This window comes from Motilibacter aurantiacus (assembly GCF_011250645.1).
GTDB lineage: Bacteria > Actinomycetota > Actinomycetes > Motilibacterales > Motilibacteraceae > Motilibacter_A > Motilibacter_A aurantiacus.
The window spans coordinates 420,946-433,920 of record NZ_JAANNO010000003.1; the positions used below are offsets into that span (position 1 = coordinate 420,946).

Here is a 12,975-nt window from a genome sequence, read left to right on the forward strand (position 1 = left end):
GGAAGCCGCCTTCAGGTGCCGCTTCTGGCACTCTGCCCGGTCCCCTGCCGGAGGCCCACCGTCCCGCCCCGTCGAGGAGCGGGGATGACCGCGGTCGCGGGGGACGCAGCGGCCGCCGGGGCCACGGCCGGGCGGAGCTCCCCCGCGCTCCCCGGTGACTCGGGCGCCGCGCTTCCGGAGCCGCTGGACGACGTGGAAGCGCTGCGCCTGCTCAGAAACGGCCGCTCGAAAGCGAGATGGAAGGGGTAGGCGACGGCGAGGACGACGGCAACTCCGACGGTCAGCTCCAGCGCGAGGGGTGACAGCCCCTGTCGCGCCAGCCCGAGCTGCCAGCCGGCCTGCCAGACGAAGAAGAGCGTGACGTGGTGCACGAGGTAGACGCTGTAGGAGATGAGCCCGAGGCGGGTCAGCGGCCGGATCGAGAGCAGCCGGGCGGTGCGGGTGGCGGGGGTGGCGGCCAGCGACACGAGGCCCCAGAAGCCGGCGGCGAGCAGGACCGACCGCAACGGCAGGCCGAGCGGCGCACGGTCGGCCCAGCTGACGGCACTGCCCACGGTGGCGAGGACGCCCGCCAGCAGCGCGCCCTCCCGCCGCCGCGACATCCCGGGCCGCAGGCGGGGAAGCGAGACCGCCGCCCAGATGCCGACCGCGAACATGATCCCGCCCCCGAGCGCGGACATGCGGAAGGCCCGCTCCGACGCGTCGGGCACCAACGCGGAGACGGCCACGGAGTAGGCCAGGGCCAGGCCGAGCACGGCCGCCAGGGTGCGGTCGCCGTAGCGCCGGTAGGCCAGGACGACGAGGGGGAAGACGACGTAGAACTGCGCCTCGAGGCCCATGAACCAGAGGTTGCCGCTGATGCCGTCCCAGTAGCTGTCGAAGAAGGTGTGGACGAAGAACAGGTGGGCGAGCAGGTCCGGCGCGCTCGGGAACGAGTAGCGGAACTGGGTGAGCAGGTCCACCTGCGCGGGGAACGAGACCCACCCCGGGCCGGCTCCCGTGGCCCGGAGCAGCCCGAGCGCCACGAAGGGTAGGACCAGAGAGAGGGCGATGGCGGCATAATAGGCCGGCGCGATTCGCCGGAACCGCGCCATCAGGAATTCCCGTGCGGAAAAGGCGGCTAGACGCTCGGGACGGGTGGCCAACGGCAAGAAGAGGCAGAACCCACTGATGGCCATGAACAACTCGTTGCGCACGTCGAGCGCGCCGATCAGCCCGAGCCCGTACGCCCTCGGCCGACCGGCGAAGTCCCAGCTGTGAAAGAGGATGATGGCCAGGCAGCAGACGGCCCGGAGGCCGTCGATACCGTGCCGCCGCCCAGTGAGCGCCGCCGATGCCCTGATTGCAGCACTTTCGCGCGGCACGAAAAGCCCCCGCATCACACGAGTCCCCGTTCCACTTCCCGTAGTTGCCGGGGCAATCTACGGTCCGCCGGACGAGTGACCGCGGCTCGATGTCGCCCGAGTGGCCCAGGTCACGTGGAGAAATCCGGGCAACAGTGAGGTTCGCCTCGGGATGCCTCACCCGTCCGAGGTACGCCCTCCACGCGGGCACAGGGGTCGACACCTGCATCTGCACGACCTTCGTGGCACATCTGCGGCGCAGGACGCGCAGCCGATGTTCGTCACGGTGAGCGACTGACCACCCCGTGCAGCGTGACGATCTCGGTGGCTCGCGCGGGAGGCTCCACTCGAGACTCAGGAATCTCTCAGGGAATCTCGACCGGAGTCCGCTGCCGCCACTAGCATCCGGCCATGCGGGCCGGCGCGGGCACTTGAATGAGCCCATCTCCAGGGCCCGGCATCACCGTGGTGATCGCCTGCCACAACGCGGCGGGCACGATCGCGCGAGCAGTGCGCTCGGCCCTGCTCCAGGACCCGGCACCGGCGGAGGTCGTCGTCTGCGACGACGCGTCCGACGACGACAGCGTCGAGGTCCTCGCCGGCTTCGGGCCCCGTGTCCGCGTCCTTCGCCACGCGCAGAACCGTGGGGAGGCGGGAGCCAAGAACACCGCCGTGCGCGCCGCGCGTACCGAATGGGTGGCCGTCCTCGACGCCGACGACGAGTTCCTGCCCGGCCGACTCGCCGCGGTCGCCGGCCTGCTCGCCGACCGGCCGGGCCTGGACCTGGTGACGACCGACGCCTACCTCTCCCACGACGGGCGCCGGCTCGGCCGGTGGTACGGGCCGCACTACCCCTTCGCCTTCGAGGACCAGCGGCGCGCGATCCTCGAGCGCAACTTCGTCTTCGGGCACGTCGTCCTGCGGCGGTCGGCGTTCCTCGCCGTCGGCGGCTTCGACGAGCGCATCGCGCACGCCACCGACTGGGACTGCTGGATCCGCATGGTCCACACGGGCTCCCGCATCGGCCTGGTCCCCGAGCCGCTCGCGGTCTACCACCTGCAGGAGACCAGTCTCAGCTCCGACCGGCCGGCGATGGCCCGCAGCATCGCAGCCCTGCTCACCGAAGCGTGTGACCGGCTCGAGCTGACCGTGCGGGAGCGCCGCACCGCGCTGGCGGCGGCTGCGCAGCACACGCGGACGGCGGCCCGGCACGAGCTGAAGCGCGCCCTGCTCGACCCGGCCGGGGACCCGCGGGCGGCTGCCCGGGCCGTGCTCGCCGACCGGGAGCAGGCGCCGCGCTCGCGCGCGCTCGCCGCCGCCGCGTACGCGCTGCCCAGCGTGGTGCGCCGGCGGTTGCAGGCGCGGGAGCGCACGACCTGGCTGGGGCCGGGGGACGTCCGGCTCCCCCGCCGGCTACCGGCGGCGGGGCAGGACCGCGACCGCCGCCTGTCGGTGCTCCTGACCGTGCCCGACCGGCCGTGGCCGGCCAACGGCGGCAAGCGGATGCGGGCGTCCGCCACGCTGCGGGCCCTCGCCGCCCTGCCGGAGGTGGACCTGGACGTCGTGGTGCTGTTCGCCGGGCCACCCGTCGCGCAGCCGCTGCCTCCGGGCGTCCGCGCCCGGCGCTGCGTCCAGCACGACGGGCCGCTGCGCCCGAAGCCCGTGGCCGCCGTCGTCGCGCTCACCCGTGCCGTTCCCTGGCAGGTGGCGGTGCCGCGCTGGGGCAGCGCGCGCAGGGCGATGGCCCCGCTCCGGTCCACGACGTACGACCTGGTGTGGTTCGGGGCCACCGACCATGCGCTGAGCCTGCAGCGCGCGGTGCGCGCCCGGCACCGCGTGATCGACATGGACGACGTGGAGACCTCGAAGGCGCGCACGTTCCTCTGCCTGCCGGCCGACACCCCGGTCACCCGCGGGCTGGTGCGGCTGCAGCGCCGGATCGAGCTGCCGCTCTGGTGGCACGTCCAGCAGCGCGCCAGCCAGCAGGCCGACGCGCTGGTCGTGTGCAGCGAGCTGGACCGCCGCCGGCTGCGCACCCCGCGGGCGGCCGTCGTGCCGAACGTCTACCCCTACCCGGCGCCGGGCTACGTGCGGCGGCCCGACGGCCGGCCCACCCTGCTGATGATCGGGACGTACTCGTACCTGCCGAACGTGGACGCGGCCGCCTTCGCGGCACGACAGGTGCTGCCGCTGCTGCGCGAGAAGGTCCCGGACGCGCGGCTGCGCCTGGTCGGCCGCTTCGCTGAGGAGCTGCTGGCCGACCTCGGCGGGCTTCCCGGCGTCGACGTCGTGGGCGAGGTGCCCGACGTCGGGCCCGAGCTCTCGCGCGCCGCCCTGGCCCTCGCGACGATCCGCTACGGCGGCGGCACCCGGATCAAGATCCTCGAGGCGTTCGCCCACGAGGTGCCCGTCGTCAGCACGCCGCTCGCGCGCGAGGGGCTGTCCGTGGTCGACGGCCGGCACCTGCTCGTGGGCGACGACCCCGCGGAGCTGGCCGACGCCTGCGTCCGGGTGCTGGACGACCCGACGCTGGCCCGGGAGCTGGGGCGGGCGGGGCGGGACCTGCACGCCGAGCGGTACGCCCCCGAGGCCTCGGCCGCGGCGGTCCGCGAGGTGCTGGCCCGGTTCCTGCCCGTCGGCCCGCACGATGCGCCCGGGCCCCGCTGACATGCGCTCCGGGGCGTACCGGCTCTGCGTCGTGGCCCACTCCACGCAGCTGGGCGGCGCGGAGCGCTTCCTGCAGTTCCTGCTGGGAGCGCTTCCGCCCACGGTGCACGTCACCGTGCTGGGCGCCGACCCGCGGGTGCTCGCCGACGTCGTCGCGCGGCGGCCGGGCGCGGCGGCGGTGGCCGTCCCGATGCGGGTGCGCCCGCTGCGTGCCGCCCTGCGCCGGGCGCGTCCCGACGTCGTGCACGTCAACCTGCCCGACGCGGTGGACTGCCGCCCGGCGATCCTGGCCGCGGCCACCCTCCGGCTGCCGTTCGTGCTGGTGGACCACCTGCCGGCCCCCGGGCTCACCTGGCGCGGGCGGGCGGTGCAGCGGCTGACGACCCGCGCCAGCGCCCGCCGGGTGGCGGTCGGCACCGCCGCCGCGCGGGCCGTCGAGCGCTTCTGCGGACTGCGGCCGGGCAGCGTGCGGACGATCCCGAACGGCGTCCCGCCACATCCCGGGCCCGCGCACGAGCAGCGGGACCCGCCCCTGCTCGGCGTGCTGGCCCGGCTGGAGCGGCAGAAGGGCGTCGACGTGCTGCTGCACGCGCTCGTCCAGGCCCCCGGGCTCGGGCTCACGGTCGCCGGGGACGGCAGCGAGCGGGCCGCGCTGGAGAAGCTCGCGGCCCGGCTGGGGGTGGGCGACCGGGTGCGTTTCTCGGGCTGGGCCCCCGCGCCGGAGAGCTTCCTCGCCACCGTCGACGTGCTCGTGGCTCCCTCCCGCAACGAGGCGATGCCGCTCGTCGTGCTCGAGGCGATGCACGCCGGCCTGCCGGTGCTCGCGACGCGGGTGGGCGCGGTCGGCGAGGTGGTCCAGCACGGGCGGACCGGGCTGCTCGTCGAGCCCGAGGACGTCGGCGGCCTGGCGTCCGCGCTGCGCGAGCTGGCGGCGGACCGAGAGCTGCGCGCACGGCTCGGCGCCGCCGGCCGCGAGCGCGCCCGTACGGCGTTCTCGGACACCGCCATGGCGGCGGCGTACGACCGCGCCTACCGGGAGGTCATCGCCGGGCGCCGCTGAGCCGGCTCACGCCCAGAGCTGGCCCTCGAGCGCGTCCTCGGCCTCGTCGAGCTCCATGTCGTACGCGCCGGTGCTGAGGTACTTCCAGCCGCCGTCGCAGACGATGAGCGCGATGTCGGCGCGCCGCCCCTCCTTGACGCACTTGCGGGCGACACCCAGCGCGGCGTGCAGGATCGCCCCGGTGGAGATGCCGGCGAAGATGCCCTCCTGCGTGAGCAGCTCGCGGGTGCGCTTGAGCGCGTCACGCGGCCCCACCGAGAAGCGGGTGGTGAGCACGGAGGCGTCGTAGAGCTCCGGGACGAACCCCTCGTCGAGGTTGCGCAGCCCGTAGACCAGCTCGCCGTAGCGCGGCTCGGCGGCGACGATCTCGACGCCCGGCACCCTCTCGCGCAGGTAGCGCCCGACGCCCATGAGAGTGCCGGTCGTGCCGAGGCCGGCCACGAAGTGAGTGATCTCGGGCAGGTCCTCGAGCAGCTCGGGGCCGGTCGTCTCGTAGTGCGCGAGCGCGTTGCCCGGGTTGCCGTACTGGTAGAGCATCACCCAGTCCGGGTGCTCGGCGGCCATGAGCTTGGCGACGCGAACGGCCTCGTTGGACCCGCCCGCCGCGGGCGAGAAGGAGATCTCCGCCCCCCACATGCGCAGCAGCTGGGCGCGCTCGGCCGAGGTGTTCTCCGGCATGACGCAGACGATGCGGTAGCCCTTGAGCTTGGCCGCCATGGCGAGCGCGATCCCGGTGTTGCCCGAGGTCGGCTCCAGGATCGTCATCCCGGGCTTCAGCGTGCCGTCGGCCTCGGCCCGCTCGACCATCGCCAGCGCCGGCCGGTCCTTCACCGAGCCGGTGGGGTTGCGGTCCTCGAGCTTGGCCCACAGCCGCACGTCCGGGGACGGGGACAGCCGGGGCAGCCCGACCAGCGGCGTACGGCCGACCGAGTCGAGCAGCGAGTCGTAGCGCACGAGCGCGGGAAGGTCAGCCGCCCGCGACGGCGGGGAGCACCGTCACGGCGTCGCCGTCGTCGACCGTGGCCTGCAGGCCGCCGAGGAACCGGACGTCCTCGTCGTTGAGGTAGACGTTGACGAAGCGGCGCAGGGCATCGCCCTCGACCAGCCGGTCCTTCAGGCCCGGGTGGCGCGACTCGAGGTCGGTGATGAGCTCGGCCAGCGTCGCGCCCGACCCCTCGACCGACTTCGCGCCGTCCGTGTACTGACGCAGGATCGTCGGGATCCGTACCTCGACAGCCATCTTCGCCCTCTCCACCTTCTCGGTTGCAGCACTTCGCGCGCGCCCGCCCCGCCGCGGCCGCACCAGCGTCGCAACGGCCGGCCGGCCCGCCCCTATTCCGTGAGCGCGGTGGTGTCCCCACCGTCGGTGACCTCGACCGGCTCCTCGGTCACCTCGCCGTCCACGATGCGGTAGGACCGGAACTCCACCGTGTCGGGCTCGCGCGTCGAGACCAGCACGTAGTGCGCGCCGGGCTCCTGAGCCAGAGTGACGTCGGTGCGCGACGGATACGCCTCGGTGGCGGTGTGCGAGTGGTAGATCACGACCGGCTCCTCGTCGCGGTCGTCCATCTCGCGCCAGACCCGCAGCTGCTCCATCGAGTCGAACTCGTAGAACGTCGGCGAGCGGGCGGCGTTGAGCATCTCGATCACCCGCGCGGGCCGGTCGCTCCCGGCCGCGCCGGCGACCACGCCGCACGCCTCGTCCGGATGGTCGCGCCGGGCGTGGGCAACAATCGCGTCGTACGCGGCGCGGTCGATACGCAACACGCGGGCCAGCCTAGTTGCGCACCGCGCCCGGCCCCCCGCTCGGCTCCCCGATCGCCTGGACGAGCAGCTCCTGCAGCCACGTCAGGTGGTCGTAGACCGCGAACGCGTAGCCCAGCGGGTCGTCGTCGGCCAGGCCGGCCGCGCGCTCGTCCCAGTCCTCGCTGACCCCGATCCGGGTGCCGAGCGCGAGGCGTACGTCGTTGAGCGCGCCGAGCCAGGCCAGCGCCTGCTCCTCGTCGAGCTCGCGGACCCCGTTCCCCGTGTCGAGGGACGCGAGCGCGACCCGGGCCGCGGTGCGCTTGCGCTCGCGCAGCCCGCGCTCGGTGTAGCGGCGGAACTCCCCCGCGGCCGCCTCGTCGTCGGCGTACGCGTCGGGCAGCAGCCGCCGCAGCGCCGGGTCGTCCGGAGGCGTGGTGGCGACGCCGATGCCGAGGGCCGCCGCCAGCGGGTCCTCATGGGTGGGGGCCTCGCCGTCGTCCAGCAGCTCGAGCACGTCGGACAGGACCGCGCGCAGGAGCTGCTCGTCGACCTCGTCGAAGCGCGCCTCGATCGTGCCGTCGCGCCGCCGGCGGAACTTGTCCCGCAGGCTCATCGCCGCACGCCGCTTCCCACCGCGCCACTCCTCATTCGTCGTGCTGGAGCGTGGCCCACAGCCCGTAGCCGTGCATGGCCTCCACGTCGCGCTCCATCTCCTCCCGGGACCCGTTGGAGACGACGGCCCGGCCCTTGTGGTGCACGTCCATCATCAGCTCGGCGGCCTTCTCCTTGGAGTAGCCGAAGTACTGCTGGAACACCCAGGTGACGTAGGACATGAGGTTGACCGGGTCGTTCCACACGATCGTCACCCACGGCTTGTCCAGCCGGGCGACGAGGTCCTCGTCCAGGCCGGCCTCGGGGCGCGCGGTCTCGACAGGGGCGGTGGACACGGGCCCAGCCTAGACAGCGCCGCCCTCGGGGCGGGCACGTCGGGCGCCGCACCTGCCCGCGCGTACGCTCCGGCCGTGGGAAACGCGACCAACTCCTCGACCGCGCTCCTGACCGACCACTACGAGCTGACCATGCTCCAAGCGGCCCTGCAGTCGGGCACCGCCCAGCGGCGATGCGTGTTCGAGGTCTTCGCCCGCCGCCTGCCCGAGGGACGCCGCTACGGCGTGGTCGCCGGCACGGGGCGGCTGCTCGACGCGCTCGAGGGCTTCCGCTTCGGCCCGGCCGAGCTCGAGCTGCTGGAGCGGGCGGGGCTGGACCGCGCCACGCGGGACGCCGTGGCGGACTACCGCTTCAGCGGCGACATCTGGGGCTACGGCGAGGGCGAGACCTACGTCCCGGGCTCCCCGCTGCTCGTCGTCGAGGGCACCTTCGCCGAGGCGGTCCTGCTCGAGACGCTCATCCTGTCGATCCTCAACTTCGACAGCGCGGTGGCCGCGGCCGCGAGCCGGATGACCTGCGCGTCCTCCGGCCGGCCCTGCATCGAGATGGGCTCGCGGCGGGCGCACGAGCAGGCCGCGGTGGCGGCGGCGCGGGCGGCGTACATCTCCGGCTTCGCGACGACGTCCAACCTGGAGGCGTCGCGCCGCTACGGCGTGCCGTCCGCGGGCACGAGCGCGCACGCCTTCACCCTGCTGCACGACGACGAGGAGGCGGCGTTCCGCGCCCAGGTGGCCGCGCTCGGCCCGGGCACGACGCTGCTCGTCGACACCTACGACGTGATGCGCGGGGTCCGGCGGGCCGTCGCCGCCGCCGGCCCCTCGCTCGGGGCGGTCCGGCTGGACTCCGGGGACCTCATCACCCAGGCCAAGGAGGTCCGCGAGCTGCTGGACTCGCTCGGGGCCGCGCAGACCCGGATCCTCGTCACCAGCGACCTCGACGAGTACGCCCTGGCCGCGATGGCCGCCGCGCCCGTCGACGGGTACGGCGTCGGCACCTCGCTCGTCACGGGCAGCGGCGCGCCCACCGCCGGGCTGGTCTACAAGCTGACGGCCCGTGCCCGCTCGCTGGACGACGGCGCGCCGCTCGAGCCGGTCGCCAAGGCATCGGCGGGCAAGCCCAGCCGCGGCGGGCGCAAGTGGGCGGCGCGCCGGTACGACGAGAGCGGCGTCGCCCGGCAGGAGGCCATCGGGCTCGGGTCGGACGTGCCGGCGGGCGAGCCGGGCCGGCCCCTGCTGCGGCACCTGGTGCGCAAGGGGGAGGTCATCGGGCGCGAGCCGCTCGAGGCGGCGCGCAGCCGCCACGGCGAGTCGCTCGGGGAGCTGCCGCCCCACGCGCGGCAGCTGTCAAAGGGCGAGGCGGCGTTGGAGACGGTCTACGTCTGAGGTGGGCGCTGCTGGGCGTGCGCTCGCGCGGAGGGGTGCTGACGCGGCTGCAGCGCGGGCGCCGGCCCGCCGGCCATAGCCTCCCCTCGTGAGACTGCTCCTGACGTCCGCCGGCCTCACCAACGAGACGTTGTGCGAGAGCCTGGCCGCCCTTTCCGGCCGCCCGCTCCCGTCGCTGGCCCTGGCGGTCATCCCGACGGCGGCCAACGTCATCCCCGGTGACAAGGGCTGGCTCATCGCGGACTACGTGCGCTTCCAGCGCGCCGGTTTCTCACAGGTCGACATCGTCGACATCTCCGCACTCCGGCCCGAGATCTGGCGCCCCCGGTTGGAGGAGGCCGACGTGCTGGCCGTCAGCGGGGGCGACACCACGCACCTGCTGCGCAGCATGAGGGGCACCGGGCTGAGTGACGTCCTGGCGGAGCTGCTGGACGAGCGGGTCTACCTCGGGGTCTCCGCCGGCAGCATGGTGACCGGACCGCATCTGGGCCTCAGCCGCTCGGCGCAGGAGACGATCGAGGACCGCGCCGGCCTCGCGTTGGTGGGCTTCCTCGTCCAGCCCCACCTGGACTCGCCCCACTTCCCCCTCGCAGCAGAGGCGGTGGTGCGCGAAGCGGCGGCCGGGCTCGTGGAGACGACCTACGCGCTCTCGGACGGACGCGCTGTGCTGGTGGACGACGGTGCGGTGCGGGTCGTCGGCGACGGTCCCTTCACCGTCATCCCCGGGATGCCGCGGCCCACCCCGCAGGCCGACGCCGGAGGCGGCCGCTGACGCCGATGTCCACCAGGCGGCCGGTAGGGGGAAGGCTCAGGCGTACCGGCCCTGCGGCGGAGAACCTGGCAGACGGGAGCAGGCGTTGAGGATGGCTCGTGACCGCCACTCCCGACAAGTCACTGGCACCGCTCGTCGCGAGCGGATCCTGATCGTCATGCCAGCGCGGCGCCCGCGCGGGACGGGAGCCGACGCGGCCCGGGCGCGTGGAGAGGCGGACAGGACGTGAGGACACCGTGGGCGGAGGAGCCTCCCGAGGACTGGATCGGCCGGCAGGTCAAGGCCGCTGAGGAGCGGGGCGCTTTCGACGACCTGCCGGGCAAGGGCAAGCCGCTGCAGGGCCTGGACAAGCCGTGGAGCGTGGACCGCTGGCTCACCGAGTGGGCCGAGCGTGAGGGCCTGGGCCTGCTGCCGGCGCTGCCGGAGAGCCTGCAACTGCGCAAAGAGCGGGAAGGCCTCTCCGCCCTGATCGTCAGCCGCAGCTCCGAACAGGCAGTGCGAGCTGTGGTCGACGACTTCAACGCGCGCCTGCGTGAGGCCTACCGACGACCGCAGCAGGGCCCCCCGCTGACCGTTCGGGGGGTGGACGTCGAGGAAGCGGTCGCACAGTGGCACGCTGCGCGAGCCGCCTCACCAGCCGACGGCCCCGGTGCAGCGGGAGGGACGGCCGGAGCGGACCGCACGCACCCGCCGCACGGACGGTCGAGGGGGCGGTCCTGGAAGCAGTGGCTCATCGGGCGCTTCACGAGGGCCGAGCCCGTCGACGGTGGCCGACGTCCCTGACGTCCGCCGGTCGCCGGTCTGCTCAACCCGACGGGGTCGAGGACATGGTCCGCGCCCTCGCCCGCCCACAGGCCCAGAGCCGGGCGATCCGGGGGTAGACACCCGTCATGGCCACCGGACGGCGCGTCGAGCACACCCCCGACGGGCGCTACGTCGTCATCGACGGCCGGCGCTGGCGGGCGACCGACCCGCTGCTGCCGGAGGACGTCGCCGTGCAGCTGCGCTCGGAGCTGATGAGCGCGCGCCGCGCGGTCGGGCAGGCCCTCCGTGCCGGGGACGCCGGGGCGGAGCGGGCCGCCCGGGGCCGGGTGCAGGCCGCGAAGTCGGCCCTCGGCGAGCGCGGTACGCCGTGGTGGGAGCAGAGCGAGGACGAGCGCCGCGCGCGGTGGGAGGCCGGGCTGCGCTGACGGCGCCGCGCCTCACACGACCAGCGACACTCCCGCGTACGTCAGAGCGGCGGCCAAGGCGGCCATCGGGAGGGTGAGCACCCACGCCGTCGCGATCGAGCCGGCGACGCCCCAGCGCACGGCCGACAGCCGGCTGGTGGCCCGACGCCCGTGATCGAGCCGGTGGTGACGTGGGTCGTGGACACCGGCAGCCCGTGGTGCGAGGTCGTGAAGATGACGGCCGACGCGACGGTCCGGGCCGCGAGCCCGACGTGTTGTCGGGCTTGATGACCCGCCGCGCGAGGGTGCGCATGATCCGTCAGCCGCCGGAGTACGTCCCGAGGCTGATCGCGGGCGCGCAGGCGATGACGCCCAGAGCGGCACGATGAACTCCTCGACGTGCCCGTCACGACGAGGGCCAGCGTGATGACGCCCTCGTCTTCTGCGCGTCCTGCAGCCCGTGCCCGAGCGACATCGCGGCCGCGCCGAGGACCTGGCCCCGCTTGAGCAGCGCGTTCGCATGCTCATCCGACGGAACACCTACAGCAGCAGGAGCATGAAGGCGAAGCCCGCTAGCGGACGGGGTCCTCGTCAGAGGCGTGGTGGTCGCCCCGGTGCCCCGGCGTCGGAGCGTGCGTGACCGGGTGCCGGGGGCGGCCGTCGCCGAGCTCCGGCGGGGCCTCCCCGTCCGCCGCGGCCCCCGGCACCTGCTCCCCGGTGTCCGGCGCCTGCGCTCCCACGACCCGGCCGCCCGCCTCGTCGGCCTCGAGCTGGGCCGCGCCCTCCTCCTCGACGCCGATCTCCGCGAGCTGGCGGCGGAGCGTGTAGCGCATGATGACCTTGAGGGCGGCCGCGACCGGCAGGGCGGTCAGCGCACCGACGAAGCCGGCCAGGCTGACCCCGCAGAGCACGGCGATGAACGCCGCCACCGGGCTGAGGTTGACCGAGCGGGAGAAGACGCGCGGCGCGATGACGTAGTTCTCCAGCTGCTGGTAGGCGAGCAGCAGGACGAAGACGACGAGCCCCGTGGTCAGCGACTCGGTCAGCGCGACGAGGGTGACGATGATCGCGCCGATCGTCGCGCCGATCTGCGGCACGGCGTCGAACAGCGCCACGGAGATGCCGAGCACCGCCGCGTACGGCACCCCCATCACCTCGAGGACGACGAACGCGAAGGTGCCCGCGCAGAGGCAGACCGTCAGCTGACCGGTCACGTAGCCGCCGACCTTGGCCAGCGCCTCCTCCATGACGTCGACGCGCTCCTCGTTGCCGAGCGCACGGTGCGCGAACGCCCGCATGCGCGGCAGCGCCATCATGAAGTAGACCATCAGCGCGAGCACGGTGAGCAGGCTGAACAGGCCGCCGATGAACGACGTCAGCACGTCGACGGCCGTCTGCAGGCTGGACGCGACGTAGCCCGGCAGCGAGCTCAGCGAGTCCTGCAGCCGCTGCTGGATGTCGGACTCGTTGACCCACTCCCCGACCGTCTCGTTGCGCTCGGCGAGGCGCTGGACCAGGTCGGGCAGGTCCTGGACCAGCCCGCTCAGCTCGTTGACGGCCGGCGTGACCGCGTACGCGACGAAGAGCGCGAGCAGGCCGATGATCCCCAGCAGGAAAACCAGCACGGCCAGGCCGCGGCGCAGGCCGGCCCGCTCGAGCCGGCGGATCACCGGGTCGAAGCCGACCGCGAGGAAGAGCCCCAGGAACACGGAGATGACGACGGAGCGCAACTGGTAGACGAAGTACGCCAGCAGCAGGGTCCCGAGGACGACGATCGTCGCCTTCGCGACCCAGGCCAGGGACCGGGTGGGCCGTGCCGGGCCGGGGACTGCGGTGCTCATGGCTGCGATCCTGCCAGTGCCGGGGCGGTTGCCCGCGCGTACGTCCC

13 protein-coding genes and 1 pseudogene are annotated in these 12,975 nt (G+C 74.2%); 6 read left to right on the forward strand and 8 right to left on the reverse strand.

Going from position 1 to position 12,975, the window contains the following annotated elements:
• Nucleotides 1-11 precede the first annotated feature (11 nt).
• Nucleotides 12-1,379, reverse strand: a complete 1,368-nt coding sequence (locus tag G9H72_RS08295; RefSeq protein WP_231126592.1) for an acyltransferase family protein — start codon at nt 1,377-1,379, stop codon at nt 12-14.
• 399 nt (nt 1,380-1,778) lie between these two features.
• On the opposite strand from G9H72_RS08295, the gene G9H72_RS08300 reads away from it, so the two are divergent.
• Both G9H72_RS08300 and G9H72_RS08305 read left to right on the forward strand, forming a co-directional pair.
• Nucleotides 1,779-4,010: a glycosyltransferase gene (locus G9H72_RS08300; protein ID WP_166169721.1), complete on the forward strand. Its 2,232-nt coding sequence runs from the start codon at nt 1,779-1,781 to the stop codon at nt 4,008-4,010.
• 1 nt (nt 4,011) lies between these two features.
• Nucleotides 4,012-5,070 (forward strand): glycosyltransferase family 4 protein, encoded by a 1,059-nt coding sequence (locus tag G9H72_RS08305; RefSeq protein WP_166169723.1) that lies wholly within the window; start codon nt 4,012-4,014, stop codon nt 5,068-5,070.
• Nucleotides 5,071-5,076: 6 nt separating this feature from the next.
• Here the strand turns inward: G9H72_RS08305 and G9H72_RS08310 are convergent, their stop codons facing one another.
• From G9H72_RS08310 to clpS, 5 genes are all read right to left on the reverse strand, one after another.
• Nucleotides 5,077-6,024 (reverse strand): PLP-dependent cysteine synthase family protein, encoded by a 948-nt coding sequence (locus G9H72_RS08310; protein ID WP_166169725.1) that lies wholly within the window; start codon nt 6,022-6,024, stop codon nt 5,077-5,079.
• A 13-nt stretch (nt 6,025-6,037) separates the two neighbouring features.
• Nucleotides 6,038-6,310, reverse strand: coding sequence for a MoaD/ThiS family protein (locus tag G9H72_RS08315; protein WP_166169727.1), 273 nt, complete (start codon nt 6,308-6,310; stop codon nt 6,038-6,040).
• A gap of 92 nt (nt 6,311-6,402) precedes the next feature.
• A complete protein-coding gene (locus G9H72_RS08320; RefSeq protein ID WP_166169729.1) occupies nt 6,403-6,837 on the reverse strand; it encodes a Mov34/MPN/PAD-1 family protein in 435 nt (144 codons plus the stop codon).
• A 10-nt stretch (nt 6,838-6,847) separates the two neighbouring features.
• A complete protein-coding gene (locus G9H72_RS08325; protein WP_166169731.1) occupies nt 6,848-7,429 on the reverse strand; it encodes a DUF2017 domain-containing protein in 582 nt (193 codons plus the stop codon).
• 31 nt (nt 7,430-7,460) lie between these two features.
• The gene (gene clpS, locus G9H72_RS21420) at nt 7,461-7,763 is read right to left on the reverse strand and encodes an ATP-dependent Clp protease adapter ClpS (RefSeq protein ID WP_331272101.1); all 303 of its coding nucleotides are present in this window, start codon (nt 7,761-7,763) and stop codon (nt 7,461-7,463) included.
• 75 nt (nt 7,764-7,838) lie between these two features.
• Here clpS and G9H72_RS08330 point away from each other — a divergent pair, with 75 nt between their 5' ends.
• The 4 genes from G9H72_RS08330 to G9H72_RS08345 all read left to right on the forward strand — a co-directional run bounded on the left by G9H72_RS08330 (nt 7,839) and on the right by G9H72_RS08345 (nt 11,108).
• Nucleotides 7,839-9,146, forward strand: coding sequence for a nicotinate phosphoribosyltransferase (locus tag G9H72_RS08330; protein ID WP_331272102.1), 1,308 nt, complete (start codon nt 7,839-7,841; stop codon nt 9,144-9,146).
• 88 nt (nt 9,147-9,234) lie between these two features.
• Nucleotides 9,235-9,918, forward strand: a complete 684-nt coding sequence (locus tag G9H72_RS08335; protein ID WP_166169735.1) for a Type 1 glutamine amidotransferase-like domain-containing protein — start codon at nt 9,235-9,237, stop codon at nt 9,916-9,918.
• A 225-nt stretch (nt 9,919-10,143) separates the two neighbouring features.
• Complete coding sequence (locus tag G9H72_RS08340; RefSeq protein WP_166169737.1) at nt 10,144-10,701, forward strand: DnaJ family domain-containing protein; 558 nt, start codon at nt 10,144-10,146, stop codon at nt 10,699-10,701.
• A 107-nt stretch (nt 10,702-10,808) separates the two neighbouring features.
• Nucleotides 10,809-11,108 carry a hypothetical protein gene (locus G9H72_RS08345; protein WP_166169739.1) on the forward strand — a complete coding sequence of 100 codons (300 nt, stop codon included), beginning with the start codon at nt 10,809-10,811 and terminating at the stop codon, nt 11,106-11,108.
• 194 nt (nt 11,109-11,302) lie between these two features.
• On the opposite strand, the pseudogene G9H72_RS23375 reads toward G9H72_RS08345, so the two are convergent.
• Nucleotides 11,303-11,497: pseudogene (locus G9H72_RS23375) on the reverse strand (hypothetical protein); the annotation flags it as partial.
• Between the two features lie 162 nt (nt 11,498-11,659).
• Nucleotides 11,660-12,928, reverse strand: a complete 1,269-nt coding sequence (locus tag G9H72_RS08355) for an AI-2E family transporter (protein WP_166169743.1) — start codon at nt 12,926-12,928, stop codon at nt 11,660-11,662.
• Nucleotides 12,929-12,975 lie beyond the last annotated feature (47 nt).